Annotated in this window: 10 protein-coding genes, 1 tRNA gene and 1 pseudogene; 6 read left to right on the top strand and 6 right to left on the bottom strand. The window is 45.2% G+C overall.

Annotated elements, in window-relative coordinates:
• The 4 genes and pseudogenes from QZ938_RS16435 to murA form a co-directional block, all read right to left on the bottom strand.
• Positions 1-86 (bottom strand): annotated as a pseudogene (locus QZ938_RS16435) (IS1 family transposase); the annotation flags it as partial.
• 191 nt (positions 87-277) lie between these two features.
• Positions 278-359: transfer RNA gene (locus QZ938_RS16430), tRNA-Leu, on the bottom strand.
• A complete protein-coding gene (locus tag QZ938_RS16425; protein WP_293352362.1) occupies positions 338-1,210 on the bottom strand; it encodes a M48 family metallopeptidase in 873 nt (290 codons plus the stop codon). Before QZ938_RS16425 ends, QZ938_RS16430 begins: the two co-directional genes overlap by 22 nt.
• A 186-nt stretch (positions 1,211-1,396) precedes the next feature.
• Positions 1,397-2,788 (bottom strand): UDP-N-acetylglucosamine 1-carboxyvinyltransferase, encoded by a 1,392-nt coding sequence (gene murA / locus QZ938_RS16420; RefSeq protein ID WP_293352364.1) that lies wholly within the window; start codon positions 2,786-2,788, stop codon positions 1,397-1,399.
• A 223-nt stretch (positions 2,789-3,011) separates the two neighbouring features.
• Here murA and QZ938_RS16415 point away from each other — a divergent pair, with 223 nt between their 5' ends.
• The 6 genes from QZ938_RS16415 (at position 3,012) to QZ938_RS16390 (ending at position 11,059) form a co-directional block, all read left to right on the top strand.
• On the top strand, positions 3,012-3,212 hold the full coding sequence (locus QZ938_RS16415) for a hypothetical protein (RefSeq protein ID WP_293157132.1): 201 nt from the start codon (positions 3,012-3,014) through the stop codon (positions 3,210-3,212).
• A complete protein-coding gene (gene smc / locus QZ938_RS16410) occupies positions 3,185-7,003 on the top strand; it encodes a chromosome segregation protein SMC (RefSeq protein WP_293352366.1) in 3,819 nt (1,272 codons plus the stop codon). Before QZ938_RS16415 ends, smc begins: the two co-directional genes overlap by 28 nt.
• Before the next feature lie 67 nt (positions 7,004-7,070).
• On the top strand, positions 7,071-8,087 hold the full coding sequence (locus QZ938_RS16405) for a PRC-barrel domain-containing protein (protein ID WP_293352368.1): 1,017 nt from the start codon (positions 7,071-7,073) through the stop codon (positions 8,085-8,087).
• Between the two features lie 130 nt (positions 8,088-8,217).
• Entirely contained in the window at positions 8,218-8,535 is a 318-nt protein-coding gene (locus QZ938_RS16400) for a DUF433 domain-containing protein (protein WP_293157123.1), read from the top strand.
• Complete coding sequence (locus QZ938_RS16395; protein WP_293157120.1) at positions 8,532-8,879, top strand: DUF5615 family PIN-like protein; 348 nt, start codon at positions 8,532-8,534, stop codon at positions 8,877-8,879. Before QZ938_RS16400 ends, QZ938_RS16395 begins: the two co-directional genes overlap by 4 nt.
• 332 nt (positions 8,880-9,211) lie before the next feature.
• Entirely contained in the window at positions 9,212-11,059 is a 1,848-nt protein-coding gene (locus QZ938_RS16390) for a DUF6798 domain-containing protein (RefSeq protein ID WP_293352370.1), read from the top strand.
• Between the two features lie 330 nt (positions 11,060-11,389).
• On the opposite strand, the gene QZ938_RS16385 is transcribed toward QZ938_RS16390, so the two are convergent.
• Both QZ938_RS16385 and QZ938_RS16380 read right to left on the bottom strand, forming a co-directional pair.
• A complete protein-coding gene (locus tag QZ938_RS16385) occupies positions 11,390-12,364 on the bottom strand; it encodes a glycosyltransferase family 2 protein (protein ID WP_293352372.1) in 975 nt (324 codons plus the stop codon).
• Between the two features lie 139 nt (positions 12,365-12,503).
• Entirely contained in the window at positions 12,504-14,306 is a 1,803-nt protein-coding gene (locus QZ938_RS16380) for a hypothetical protein (protein ID WP_293352374.1), read from the bottom strand.
• Between the last annotated feature and the right edge of the window lie 327 nt (positions 14,307-14,633).

The raw sequence follows: 14,633 nt of genomic DNA, 5'->3' as shown, positions 1-14,633 counted from the left end.
CTGCATTGGACACAAATGTGATTTTGTTTTCCTTTCTTCTTGCCGTTTTTACGGATATGGGTTGATTTACATTCAGGGCATTGCATAAATTATTCCTCCTATTCATACTCTAACTCAGCAACGCCTCTGAATATACTACAACTTAAATGCGTGACAGCTTGTTGGTTATTGGTTAAATGCCCGATGCCCAATTCCCGATGCCCAATTCCCGATGCCATATAAATTAGGGTTCGAGACTTATCATCTCGAACCCTAATTTATTAAGCTCTGTAAGTAGTGGGCGGGGAGAGAATCGAACTCTCATACCTTTCGGTGTCAGATTTTGAGTCTGATGCGTCTACCAATTTCGCCACCCGCCCTTTTTTGTGGCTTCACCATCATAACACACCGATCGACTTTCTGCAAGCAAAGATTCATAATTTTTTGAACTTGCCCAGCGATCGATCTCTTTGGCGCGCAATACTGGTACAGGATGGGACAACTGAGCCGTTTGAGCTTGCTTGAGCATTTCCCCGAGTTCAGTGCTACTGAGGTCGTCGTAGGCCCGCGCTTGCGCCAAAAACGCATCGAGATTCAGTTTCGGTGCTAACGTCGGCGAACCTCCGGCCAGTTTCATCAACACCGATGCTACCACTCTGGGGTCTTGGGTGGCGAGCAAGGCGGCGCGATCGCACGTAAATTCTGCACAGCGCAACCATTCCAACATTTGCGTTTGCAAACCCTGGGCGAGTACGGTTCCCAAAGGCGAAATTTGACCGGCGGCCAAGACAATTAAATTAGCCAGAGTCAGATAAACTCCGTGTTCGCATTTCAAATGTCCCAACTCGTGAGCGATTACGGCTTTCACTTCCTCGTCGGTGAGCAAATCAATCAGGGAAGTGTGCATCACCACAAACGGCTGTTTTCCTCGCATCGCAAAGGTGTAAGCATTGGGCATCGGATGCTGGCGGACATAGAGCTGCGGTACTTCCAAATCCAGAGTTTTGCAAGCATCTACCAGCAATTGATGCAGGTGCGGTAATTGATTTTCGCCGACTTGGACGCTGGAAGCCAGATTTTCGAGCATAAAAAACTGTTCGCCAAGTTGTCCCAGCAACTGCCGCACCATCAAATCCAGGCCGGGCAGTTGTTTGAGAGTGTTGGTGGCTTCCAAGTCCAGCGGGTGCCGAAACTGGTCTGCTTTTAAACCGATGAGGGGGATGTTTAACATTTTAGTCAGTTGGTCATTGGGCAGTTGGCAGTGGTTATTTGTTATTTGTTATTTGTTATTTGTTATTTGTTATTTGTTATTTATTAGTTGTCATAACTAATAAATAATAACTCTTCGACCCTTCGACTACGCGAGCGGGCACCGCAAATAACCGACAACCAATAACAAATAACCACTAACTACTAACTAACAGTTTAAACTCGATCGCACGGGATTGACAGGAGCCTCAGCCGTCGCCGGGTCTGTGCCCTCTTTGACTCGCCGCAACTTAGCTCCCAATTTTTGAAGTTTCATCTCTAACTGCTCGTAGCCGCGGTCTAAATGCTGCAAGCTGCTGATGGTTGTGACACCATCTGCTGCAAGTCCCGCGATTACCAAAGCCGCCGAAGCCCGCAAATCTGTTGCGACTACCGGCGCACCCGACAGCATTGAGACTCCGCGCACCACGGCGACATTCCCTTTAACGCGAATGTCGGCGCCCATGCGGTTGAGTTCTGCTACGTGGCGCAAGCGGTTCTCAAATACGGTTTCTTTGATCATGCTGTCTCCCTCGCTCAGCGTCAGCAAAGCCATAAACGGAGCTTGCATATCTGTGGAGAAACCGGGGTAAGGCAGAGTTTCGATGTCTGTGGCAGTGAGAATTTTGCCGGGAACTATCCGCACAATGTCGGACTCTACGATAATTTTCGCCCCCATTGTCTGCAATTTGGCAATAACTGCGGTCAGGTGGTCGGGAATTACCGACGACAAACTGATTTCTGAGTGAGTGATGGCTCCTGCTAATAAAAATGTTCCGGCTTCGATGCGATCGGGAATAATTGCATAGTCTACCGCGTGGAGTTTCTCAACTCCCGAAATGACGATCGTATTTGTGCCTGCGCCTTGAATTTTGGCTCCCATCGCGCGGCAGAAATTCGCCAAATCGACGACTTCCGGTTCTTGAGCCGCGTTTTCAATCACGGTTTCTCCTTGGGCCAAAGTCGCCGCCATCATCAAAGTTTCAGTGGCGCCGACGCTGGGGTAGTCCAAATAAATTTTGGCTCCTTTCAGGCGGCGGTTCGGCCCTTTGACGTAAGCGTTAACTGTGCCGTGGTCAATGTGGACTTCGGCGCCGAGGGCTTGCAAGCCCCGAACGTGAAGTTCAACAGGCCTGGCACCGATGGCACAACCACCTGGTAATGGCACTTTGGCAAATCCCAAACGCGCTAGCAGCGGCCCGATGATGAAGAAGCTCGCCCGCAGTTGGCTGACTAATTCGTAGGGGGCTTGAGCATCCATGAGGTTGCTGGCGTTGATGTCTAAAGTATCGCCATTCTGCTGTACTTTGACTCCTACAGCCGATAGAATTTGCCCCATGCGGGCGACATCGACCAATGCGGGAACGTTGCGGATGTGGCAATCGTCAGGGCATAGTAGAGCTCCTGCCATGACTACTAAGGCTGAGTTTTTGGCGCCGCTGATTTTGACGTGTCCTTTCAGGGGCTGGCGACCCCAAATTTGTAATACTTGTTGGTCGCTTTCTGGTGAAGCGGACAGGTTAGACGAGTTTTGAGCTGGTGTAATGATTTTGCCCTCCATAATATTCGCTTCGTTACTTTATACATTATTAATTTTGGTTTCGATTTTACCGGAAAGTTTGAATATGTCTAGGGGGTAATGTGAGGAAGGTCTGACTTTATCTTGGCTAAATTCTTACTGGGTGGGGGTTTCAGGTACGATCGCCAAATTAATGTTGATTTAGTTTCATGAAGTTATTTGTATCAAACTTTACTTTTCTTTGATGGTGTCGCTGGGGGCCGAGATGCTAAACCATTCTCAACAAGCTTTTGAAGAAGTTGAATCCGACTCCGTTGTTGACAAAAGTGGCATATACCTGTTCGATCGACAATGCCGAGAAGTTCGCACGTTGTCGATCGCCCCAATGCCTGTGCTACCCTGTCAGGAATACCCTAAAGCCAAAGTTAGTGCTAGCAAATGGTTCACATTAAGCGGATCGAACTAACTAACTTTAAATCTTTTGGTGGCACAACGTCCATTCCCGTGCTGCCTGGTTTTACTGTGGTTTCCGGGCCCAACGGTTCAGGGAAGTCCAATATCCTCGATGCTTTGTTGTTTTGTCTGGGACTTTCGACTTCTAAGGGAATGCGGGCTGAACGTTTGCCGGATTTGGTGAACAGCGCCCAAAATAAGCGCGGTACGATTGAGGCTAGCGTGACTGCTACCTTTGCGCTGGAAGATGTGGGTGATGAATGGTTCGCTCAGGATGAAGATGAGGATGAGGATGAGGTAGAAAAGGCAGCGGATGATTTGTCTGTTGAGTCTGTTGCAGCAGAAGATGTAGAAGCAATCGAAATTCCAGAAACTGAAGACAACAACGGACAATCATCCAATCGAAAATCTCAAATTCCCAATCAAAAATCGGATGAGTTATCTGTTGAAGAAGTCGAAGAAATAGAAATCGCCACCAGTCAAGAAAACAACGGACAACTACTCGCTACTAATCGAAAATCTAAAATTCAAACTCCCAAACCGGATGAGTGGAGTGTGACGCGGAAACTCAGGGTAACTCGTCAAGGAACTTATACGTCAAATTATTACATTAATGGCGCACCTTGCACGCTGACTCAACTGCACGAACAACTTAACCGTTTGCGAATTTATCCCGAAGGTTATAACGTTGTTTTGCAAGGAGACGTTACTAGCATTATTTCGATGAATTCTAAGGAACGCCGCGAAATTATTGACGAATTAGCTGGAGTGGCTCAATTCGATCGCAAAATCTCTCTCGCACGGCAGAAGTTGGATGAAGTTAAGGAAGTTGAAGAGCGCAGCAGTATTGTCGAAAAAGAGCTAATTTCTCAGCGCGATAGACTGGCGAACGATCGCGCAAAAGCTGAAAAATATCAAAAGTTGCGGGCGGAATTTCAAGAGAAGTCGCAGTGGGAAATTGTTCTCAAGTTCCGCCAGTTGCAAAAGCAAGAGTGGAAACTGCGCGAACAAATCGAAACGGGCGATCGCAATTCTGCATCTCTCACCGAACAATTGCAAGCCATTACCACCCAAATTCAAGCTGCAACCGCTGAACTTGACGCGCTGAATGCTCGCGTTAAAGCTTTGGGCGAGTCGGAATTGTTGGCTTTGCAAGCAAGTATTGCTACTCAGGAAGCGGAACGGCGGCAACTCCAAAACCGCAAACAGGATTTGGAAACAACTGCTGGACAAATGGCTGCTAATATAGCACAAACTGAGGAAGAAGTGCGGCAGTTTCGGCAAAGTTTGGAGCAAATTGAGATTGAAATATCCTATGTGATGTCTCAAATAGGTACTTTGCAGGAACAGCGAGACGAAGCCCAGAAAAGTTTAGCTGACAGTCGGGAAGTTGCAAATGCGATCGCCTCGACGGCGGAAGCTTGGGTGCAGCAACAAACGGAACTGCACCGCCAAATCGAAACAATTCAGCAAACTTTGGAGCCGCAGCGCACCGAACAAGCTACTATTGGCGAAAGAGTCGATCGCCTGCAAAGTCAAATTCAAGAACAAAACCAATCGCTGCAAGTATTGGAACAGGAAATTACAGCCAAAAAAGTTCAACAATCAAGCCTTGGGGAAACTCAAAAAGTTGCTGCTTTGCAAGTTGAATCGCTGAATCAGATTGTAGTCGCAGCCGAACAAGAATTGCAATTGCAACAGGAAACTCAAACTCGTTTGCTGGAAGAACAGCGGGAAAGACAGCGCAAATTAGATAAGCTAGAAGTGCAGTTTCAAGCCCAGCAAGAAGCGAGCGGCACGTTTACTGCAAAAATTATCGCGCAAAGCGGAATTGGCGGAGTTTGTGGTTTGGTGGCTCAACTGGGCAGGGTGGAACCGCGCTTTCAGTTGGCGCTGGAAATTGCAGCGGGCGGCCGCATGGGTAATATGGTGGTGGAAAATGATAGTGTGGGGGCTGCTGCGATCGAATTGTTGAAGCAAAAACGGGCGGGAAGGATGACGTTTTTGCCTTTGAATAAGATTAGAGGTGGCAGGTTTTCGGTGAATGAAAATTTGCGGCGCGCGGCTGGGTTTTTGGATGCGGCTGTGAATTTGATTGAGTGCGATGCGCGCTATCAGGAGATTTTTGCTTACGTTTTTGGCAGTACGGTGGTGTTTAGCAATCTTACCGATGCCCGCCGCTATTTGGGACAGTACCGGATTGTCACTTTAGATGGGGAAATTCTGGAAACTAGCGGCGCGATGACTGGGGGAAGTTCTACTAATAGATCTACCTTGCATTTTGGTACGGTTGATGCTAGTGATGCTGCGGATGAAGCGCGGACAATTGCTGCTTTGGAAGAACGTATTGAGGAAATTGAGCGGATTTTGGAACGGTGCAAAATTGCGATCGATCGCGCTGCTGTTGCTGTCAAAACTCGCAGCCAAGAATTGATGGAAGCAAAGCAGAGTTTGCGCGAACATCAGTTGCGCTTGGAACAGTTGGAGTCGGAAATAAAGAATTTGCAAGCGCAACAGGAACAAGTGCGATCGCAAATTGCTAAAAATACTCAGGAATTGACTGATTCGCGATCGCGATTGCAGTTGCTTTCGAGGGAATTGCCCGCACAGGAAACTCAATTGCAGCAGTACCGCCAAACTTTGGCGCAGTTGGAAGAGTCGAACAGTCACAGCGAATGGCAGCAAATGCAGTCGGGTTTGCGAACTCTAGAAGCGCAACTGCAAGAGCGCGAATTGGCTCTGAGAAACGCCCAGCAGCGCCAAGGAGACCTGCAAAATCAATTCGGGCGCTTGGAAGAAAAAATTAAGGAAGGCAGCGAGAAATTGCAGGAATGGCAAGTGCAGCAAAATGCGGGAACTGATGCTGTAAACCGGATTGTTTCACAGCAGTTGGAACTCGACGCACAGATTGCAGCAGCTAAGGAGGCTTTGGCCCAAATTGAAGAGAAATTGGGTTTGGAGAAAGGAGAACGCGATCGCGCGGAATCGCAACTGCGAGAGCAACATTTGGCAAAACAACAGTTACAATGGCAGTTGCAAAAACTGCACGAAACTCAGCAAGAACGCCGGGAACAATTAGCCGCCGTCCGCACTCTCATGGAAACCCAGCGCGCGGAAATGCCGGATCCGGTGCCGTCGATTCCGGAAAATGTCGAGAAAGCCAATTTGACTGAATTGCAGCAAGAAGTAAAGGCGATCGCCAAACGCATTCAAGCTTTAGAACCAGTCAATATGCTAGCATTGGAAGAGTACAACCGCACTCAAGAACGCCTGCAAGAATTGAGTCAAAAATTGACGACATTGGCAGGAGAACGCACTGAACTTTTGCTTAGAATCGAAAATTTTACCACGCTCAGGCGGCGCGCTTTTAAAGAAGCTTTCGATGCGGTTAACGAGAACTTCCAGACTATCTTTGCGGAACTTTCCGAAGGTGACGGGTATCTTCAGCTAGATGACCAGGAAGACCCCTTCAGCAGCGGTTTGAATTTGGTCGCTCACCCGAAGGGGAAACCCGTTCAGCGGCTGGCTTCGATGTCGGGAGGCGAAAAATCGCTGACGGCGCTGAGTTTTATTTTTGCGCTGCAACGCTACCGCCCATCTACGTTCTATGCTTTTGATGAAGTGGATATGTTTTTGGATGGGGCAAATGTGGAGCGATTAGCTAGAATGATAAAACGACAGTCTGAACAAGCCCAGTTTATTGTTGTGAGTTTGCGGCGACCTATGATTCAATCGGCTGAGCGTACAATTGGTGTTACTCAAGCGCGGGGAGCTTATACTCAAGTCATCGGACTTAAGTTGTAGTCCCAGTGTTTCTGTTGACGAACGTGTTCAGCAATATATGTACTCGATAAATCAGGATTAAAGCTAGATGACATCCGAACAAATCTGCCAACGCTCCGACATTCTAGGCACTCAGGTAATCACCCGCGACAGAGGTAAGCGCTTGGGTGTAGTCAGTCAATTGTGGGTGGACATTGACAGGCGGGAAGTTGTGGCGATCGGTCTGCGTGATAATATATTTGCGGTCGCTGGAATGCCGAAGTTTATGTTCCTCAGCAATGTTAGCGAAATTGGCGACGTGCTGTTGGTGGAAGATGAAAGTGCGATCGAAGATGATGTTGATGTTGAAGTCTACAGCATTTTGATTAACAGCGAAGTGATTACCGAAACCGGCGAACTTTTGGGAAGGGTGCGGGGCTTTAGGTTTGACCCGGAAGACGGTAAGTTAGTTTCTATCGTCATCGCTTCCCTCGGAATCCCCCAAATCCCCGACCAAGTTCTCAGTACCTACGAGTTGGGGATTGAAGAAATTGTCAGCAGCGGCCCCAACCGCTTGATTGTGTTTGAAGGTTCCGAGGAAAGGCTGAGGCAGCTTAGCGTGGGTTTGCTAGAGCGCGTCGGTTTGGGACAAGCACCTTGGGAACGCGACGAGGAGGAACAAGGCTATTATCCCAAACCTGTGGCTCCGGGAAATCAATTGGGCCCCGGCGTGCGGATTCCTGCACCAGAAATGCGAAGCCGAGTAGCAGCACCCGTGGTAGAAGAGGTTCCTTGGGATGAGGATTCGCAGTGGAATCGCCCACCGGTACGACAGCAGCAGATGCGCGCGATGCCCCAGCCCCAGCAGATAGACGATTATGATGAGTATGAAGAGGATAATTGGGGCGGCGAGGACGATTACGAGGAAGACGAGTACGAAGAGAAGCAGTACAGCCCTCAAGTTTCTCGCCCGAAGGAGCCTGTCGTAGTGGAGTACGAGTACGAGGATGATGTGGAGGCGGATGCTTGGGCTGACGATGAAGCATCGAAGCCTTACCAGGCTCCTCGGGTGAATATCCCTGAGAAGACTAAGACTCCTGAGTACGAGGAAGAGCCTGGTTATTAGGATTAATCCAGGGAAGTCCCTCTGTAAGATACTGTTGGAAAACCCGCTTTTGCGGGTTTTGTTGTGATTGGGGCGATCGATCTAATAGATATAATAGAAGTATAAAAGTGCGATCGAAAAGGTAAAAACCGTGACTCTAACTGCAACTGAATACAAATATGTGGAATTAGACGAGAAGAACGTTCCTCTCATCGCCGGAACCACAATGAAAGTCGTTGAATTAGTACAAGCTCATATCGCTTACGGGTGGAGTCCAGCCGAGTTGCACCTCAACCACCGCTATTTGACAATGAGCCAAATTCATTCTGCTTTTGCTTATTATTGGGATCACAAACAAGAGCTTGATGCAGATATGCAGCGCAGGTTTGAGTATGCCGAAAAGTTGCGCTTAGAGGCTGGCGAATCTGCTTTGGCTAAAAAACTCCGAGCCCAGGGACTAATTAAATGAGCATAGCGCTATATATGGACGAACATATCCACTTGGCAATTACGGTGGGATTGCAGTTTCGGGATGTAGATGTTCTGACGGTTCAAGACGACGGTAGAACAGGTATGCCCGACACTATTATACTCGATCGCGCAGCCGAGCTTCAGCGCGTTGTTTTTACTCAAGACGAGGATTTTTTAGCCATAGCAAACCGCCGCCAGCAAGAAGGAATAAATTTTGCTGGCGTCATCTACGCTCACCAACAAAGTGTAACTGTTGGCGATTCGATTCGTGACTTGGAAATAATTGCCAAGGTTAACGAACCTGAAGATTTAGCTAACTGCGTTCAGTACCTGCCTTTGTAGCAAAACCCGAAATAGCGATCGGCTCAATCCGTGATATTATATCTGGTGATTTGATGTGCAATATGGTAGCCAAGGCAGAGTTATTAATTGGTCAAGCCATCCTACAAAAATTATAGATATAGCCTTTCTCAAAAAGGTGAGGTATGACTGACAGCTTATATAACCGCTTAAACCAAGAGGGCTGAAGCCCAACAACGTACCTAATCTTTGTGACAACCGCTATAAATTCGCCCCTGCTTTCGCTCTTTTTCCTCCCCTGAGTCCTCTGCGCCTCTGCGGTTTATAAAAAAGCCCCTTCACTTTAATATCACATCAAAAAAATTGAACCGTCAATGCAGAAAACTGAAAAATCAAACAAGTATTTAAATATATCTCTCTATACTGTTATTATCATCGGTTCATTCATAGCAGTAGGGTATAAGTTCCCGATAGGAGGCAACTTTCCCGAATTGCCACAAATCCAATCGCTGCTCAATCCTGAACTTTACAAAAATGACTATCACGTTCAGGAAATGGTTAAATTCAATCCGAGATACTATTATTATCAGATCATTTATTTGTTAGCAAGCTTAGGGTTAAGCATCCCCTTAGTACATTTTATTTATCAATTCCTAGCCTTTGGTTCAGTTATCCTAGCTTGTCGGGCAATTATCAGAATATATACTAATTCACAACTGCCAGTAGCAGCAATGAGTTTCTTGTGTTTAGCCGCTTCATTTACAGATGTGGGCAACACGCTGATATTTTCCACAAAATCAGTACCGAGTACCTTCGCAATGGGTGTCGCAATCTGGGGAATTTACTTTAGTTTGCGTCAGAAATGGCTGACAGGATATTTCTTTTTTGGACTGGCTTGTTTGCTGCAATTTTTAGTGGGTTTTCTGCCGGGATTGATGATGATTCCCGTTTTACTGATAAAATCTGTCAAAAAGCGACAGTACAAAACATTGATTTTGGCGATCGCACTTTTAGCAGCAATGTCAAGTATAGTGTACGTACCCATGTTATTGACAGGTACTACCGGTACTCCAACCATGGATAATGCCGAGTTTGTATTCATCCACGCCAAAGTCCGCAATCCTCACCACATCCTGCCGTCAAATTGGACTATGGGGAATTGGTTGAACTTTATCTGCTTCATCAGTGGCGGCTTGCTGTGCATCAAAAATACCGACTTACTCCAAAAAGCAGACAAGATTAATTTTTACATAATTGTTGGCACGTCAATTTTCGCGCTGTTCTTAAACTACGTATTTGTAGAAGTTTACCCGCTAGCTTTAATCGCCAAACTGCAATTGGCGAGAACCGTTCCATTTGCTCAGTTAATTATATTTATTGCTGTTAGTTTAACCGTCGATAGGCTTTACACAAATAAAAAAATAGCTGTTAGCTTGTTGCTGCTCTCTGTACTGACGTTGCCTTTTCGAGGTGTAATTTTCCTCGGATTATCAGTTTGGCAAAGCAGAAACTACGTATTTCCCAAGAGATACAATATATTGTTGTGGATTTTTACAGCAGCAACGTTGATTTTTAGTTTGATATATCCGGCGACTGATTCGTGGGAAATTATAGGAAATCGCCTAATTAGCATACCTATCCTCTTTTCAATTCTTGCCTTGCCTTTCATTTTAGAACAAACATCTATATCTACAGCACTCACACAAATAGTAACCCATATTTTAGCTTTGACAACTACCGCCATCTTAGTTTTGGGAGTAGGAGGGATTTTACCAAAGCCAATGTTAGAAACATTTCAAAAAAGAGTTAATATTAATGTAGTTACCAGCAACGACTTAAACAGACTAGCTTTACACTTTTCGCAAATTAGCAATCAAGATGCACTCATATTAATTCCACCTTCAGTTACCAGCTTCCAGTTTTACTCTCAGAGAGCTATAGTAGTTAATTTTAAGAATTTTCCCTTAACAGAAACAGGAATCAAAGAGTGGCAAAATCGCATGGAAGCTATTTTAGGAGTTCCCTTAAACCCGCAAATGATTTGGGGAGGGAACGACTTATTCAGCCGTCGCAGCAGTACAGAGTTAGTCAAAGTAGCCCAAAAATATCAGGCCGATTATATCCTGACTCGCAGCGATTGGCATCCAAACATTGAAGGAGAAATAGTAGATAAACAAGGCAAATGGATAATCTTTAAAATCACAAATAAAACAGGTTCGTAGTGAGGACTTCAGTCCTTCTTCAGGTTCGTAATTCAGGTTCGTAGTGAGGACTTCAGTCCTTCTTAAGGTTCGTAGTAAGGACTTCAGTCCTTCTCCAGGTTCGTAGTGAGGACTTCAGTCCTTCTCCAGGTTCGTAGTAAGGACTTCAGTCCTTCTTCAGGTTCGTAGTGAGGACTTCAGTCCTTCTTAAGGTTCGTAGTGAGGACTTCAGTCCTTCTTAAGGTTCGTAGTGAGGACTTCAGTCCTTCTTAAGGTTCGTAGTGAGGACTTCAGTCCTTCTTCAAAATCAGAGGACTAAAGTCCTCACTACAAACATCATAATATAAACAGTTAAATATCAAAATCCGAATCATCAATAATTTCACAAATCTGCTTATCCACATAATCAGCAGCCACATTCCGCGCAATCAACTCAGCCAAAATTCCCAAAGAAATCAACTGCACCGACAGAATTGTACACAAAATCCCAAAAAATAGCAAAGGTCGATTCCCGATCGGCCCAAAGTGCATCCCGGCTAAATTTAGAAACCAAATCACAATCAAATAACTCAGCGAAACAGTACCCACCAAGCCAAAACACAACCCCAATCCACCAAACAAATGACCTGGTTTGTGCAAATACTGAGTAGTCGCCAACACCGTCAACAAATCAATAAATCCCCGCGCATAACGTTCCCAACCGTAATTTGATTTACCATGTTTTCGCGGATGGTGTTCGACAACTACTTCGCCAATTTTAAAACCTAAATTATTTGCTAATGCTGGAATATAGCGGTGCAATTCCCCGTACAATTTAATTGAGTGTAAAACTTCCCGCCGATAAGCCTTGAAACCGCAATTCATGTCGTGCATTTGCACCCCAGTCAGCAAACACGCAACTGCATTAAACAGCCTCGAAGGCAAGGTTTTCGATAGGGGGTCATTCCGCTGTTTTCGCCAACCAGAGACCAAATCAAATCCCAATTCTAGATGATGTAAAAATTTTGGAATTTCGGCGGGGTCGTCCTGTAAATCTGCATCGAGAGTAAAGATAATTTTTCCTGCTGCATTGCGAAATCCTGCTGAAAGTGCGGAGGATTTGCCAAAATTGCGGCGCATTCTTATCGCTTTAATTTGTTGGGGAAATTGACTGGCTAAATCAGCAATTTCTCGCCAAGAAGCATCGCGGCTACCATCGTCTATGAAAATGACTTCGTAACTGTCAATTCCTGTTTGGGACATGACTGTGCTAATTTTTTCAAACAGCATTTTGAGGGTTGCTTCTTCGTTATGAACGGGAATTACGAAGCTGATTTGTTTGGGCATAAGGCAATTATATTTTATTTGTGTTGTCAATGAGTTTTTTTATTAACCGCAGAGGGCGCAGAGGGCGCAGAGAAGGAGGAGCACAGAGAGAGTAGGAAAAAGGGGTTTATAAATTATTTATGGTTGTTATGGATAAATTTTAATTTTTATCGATAAATTGGGAGTTTCGCAAAGCTACCCAACCTTCGCGGTTTTTGAATGAAGCATAGGCTGTCAATAATTTATCTGTTGGCGATGTTTGAATGTATCCTCTCCAAGCTGCGGATTCGTAGGCTGTCCCAAATAAGTTAACTAAGTCGGGGCGGGGAAATCCTGACATGGCGAAACCTCGAACTACATTTTCTTGGTTGAGAATGACAATACATTTTACATGATTTTCGGGATCTCCTACCCAACCAATTACTCTAGCGGCGGCTGGTGCGAGTTTGGTGATTGTATCAAAATATCCGGGTACTCCGTCTTTGGGGACTGAGAGTAAATTCGGGTCGATTTTTGTGTCTAATGCTGCACAGAAGTTGTATTTTTTGATGTCTCGATTGAATGGTACTAAGTTGTTAGTTTTTAAGGCATCGATTAATCCGACAAATGCGGCGGGTTTGTTTCCTACTCTCTCTTTAATTAGGGTGATGTCGGTGATGCCTAATTGCAATGATAGTGCTACTAGCGGTTGATAGGTGGCTCTGCGGCCGATCGCCCTTGCAGTTTCGCCGCCCACCCCGTACATTAAAATGACGGCGGCTGTCACGACTGCAAACAGCGGTGTCAGCCATCGTTCTTGAATTCTCGGTTTCGGCTGCAACTCCTGCACAGCAAGCACTGTGAGGATAATTGTACTCATCCAAAACAAGGCTGGGAGTGTGGCGTAGCGGGAAGCGGTAGCCTGTTCGACTCCAAATCCCGATCGACTAACTGCGGCCATTAAAGCCGTTTGCAGGGTGTACAATTGGATGGACAGCCAAGGCAGCCAATTTGGGCGATTCCCTACAGGATAGCCAAGCTGCACAGACTTTTTTGCCAATAGCCAATAACCGACAAAACCCGTTACAGCAATCAAGCCAATTATACCAATAATTGACGCAACAATAAGATTTTCGCTAAAAATACCCCCGAGATAAATCGGAATATATTCGAGAGTTTTCAGCGGATTGATTTTAGTCAAAGAAGGATGATTGGACGGAGTTTTGTAAGTTAAAAAATAAATACCAATCACCGCAATCGAAGCAGCAAAATACAAATAAGTTATCCGCCGAGGAAACCGCAGCACAATCGCAGCGCCACACAATATCGGCCACAAACCTAAAGGAGTGCTGTAACTAATACAACCTAAAATCCCAAAAACAATACTACCAATTACCCACTTGTTTTGTTGCACTCCCTCATTACCCATATCTGCCGGGGAATGAATATCTAAAGGTTCTGCTTCTCTGCTATTTAATAATAAATTCACGTAGGATTGCAAACAAAATATCGCACAAATTACAAATAAATTAGCAATAATCCAGTGGACTCCACTAAATCCCCGCATCCAGTTGTGTGCCGCCGCCGGAGTAAAATTAAAAATAGAAATACACAGGATGACTGAGATAAATTGTAGTGGAAAATTCCTTAATTTTAAAGGCAGTAAAGCAATCAAGACATAGCACTGAATCAAAGCCAAAAACCAAGCAATCAAACACAAACCAATATTTGAACCTTGGGTGACAATAATATTCAAGCCATAGATAATCGCCGGAATCAAGACAAAATGCTCGTTCGCCCGAAATATCCAGTTAAAAGGATTTGTAGAGAAACCGTCTACTGAATAAAAATTCCAAGTCATCCACCAATAATCAAAATTAGACAAGTCTCCCGCTTGGGATATCAAGTACAAAATATATGCAGCGGGTATCAAAATGCCGATAGCTGAGGTGATAATTAAAACATCTTGGTTCTTGATTTTCATGAATTCGGAGATAGATATTTTTAAAGATTTACTGAATTATTTATAGCGGTTCTCAAAAAAGTGAGGTACGTTGTTGGGCTTTAGCCCTCCGATCTTTATTATATATTAAGCAACGTCGCATCAAAAACTCCATTTACATTCATACCCGATCTTTGTGACAAATGTTATATAGCCTTTCTCAAAAAGGTGAGGGATGACTGACAGGTTATATAACCACTGAAATCAAGAGGGCTGAAGCCCAACAACATACCTCATCTTTGTGATAACCGCTATATATAGCCTTTCTCAAAAAGATGAGGTACAACTGGCAGCTTGTATAACCGCTTA

The sequence above is a fragment of the Microcoleus sp. CAWBG27 genome (genome assembly GCF_020883145.1).
Classification (GTDB): Bacteria; Cyanobacteriota; Cyanobacteriia; order Cyanobacteriales; family Microcoleaceae; genus Microcoleus.
The sequence above is the reverse complement of the archived record's forward strand: the minus strand, read 5'-3'. Positions and strand labels throughout refer to the sequence as shown.

What these genes read in the sequence shown, in the direction of transcription:
- QZ938_RS16395 (WP_293157120.1), top strand. Translation starts at nt 8,532, where the DNA reads ATGAGCATAGCGCTATATATGGACGAACATATCCACTTGGCAATTACG.
- smc (WP_293352366.1), top strand. Translation starts at nt 3,185, where the DNA reads ATGGTTCACATTAAGCGGATCGAACTAACTAACTTTAAATCTTTTGGT.
- QZ938_RS16380 (WP_293352374.1), bottom strand. Translation starts at nt 14,306, where the DNA reads ATGAAAATCAAGAACCAAGATGTTTTAATTATCACCTCAGCTATCGGC.
- QZ938_RS16385 (WP_293352372.1), bottom strand. Translation starts at nt 12,364, where the DNA reads ATGCCCAAACAAATCAGCTTCGTAATTCCCGTTCATAACGAAGAAGCA.
- QZ938_RS16390 (WP_293352370.1), top strand. Translation starts at nt 9,212, where the DNA reads ATGCAGAAAACTGAAAAATCAAACAAGTATTTAAATATATCTCTCTAT.
- QZ938_RS16415 (WP_293157132.1), top strand. Translation starts at nt 3,012, where the DNA reads ATGCTAAACCATTCTCAACAAGCTTTTGAAGAAGTTGAATCCGACTCC.
- QZ938_RS16405 (WP_293352368.1), top strand. Translation starts at nt 7,071, where the DNA reads ATGACATCCGAACAAATCTGCCAACGCTCCGACATTCTAGGCACTCAG.
- QZ938_RS16425 (WP_293352362.1), bottom strand. Translation starts at nt 1,210, where the DNA reads ATGTTAAACATCCCCCTCATCGGTTTAAAAGCAGACCAGTTTCGGCAC.
- murA (WP_293352364.1), bottom strand. Translation starts at nt 2,788, where the DNA reads ATGGAGGGCAAAATCATTACACCAGCTCAAAACTCGTCTAACCTGTCC.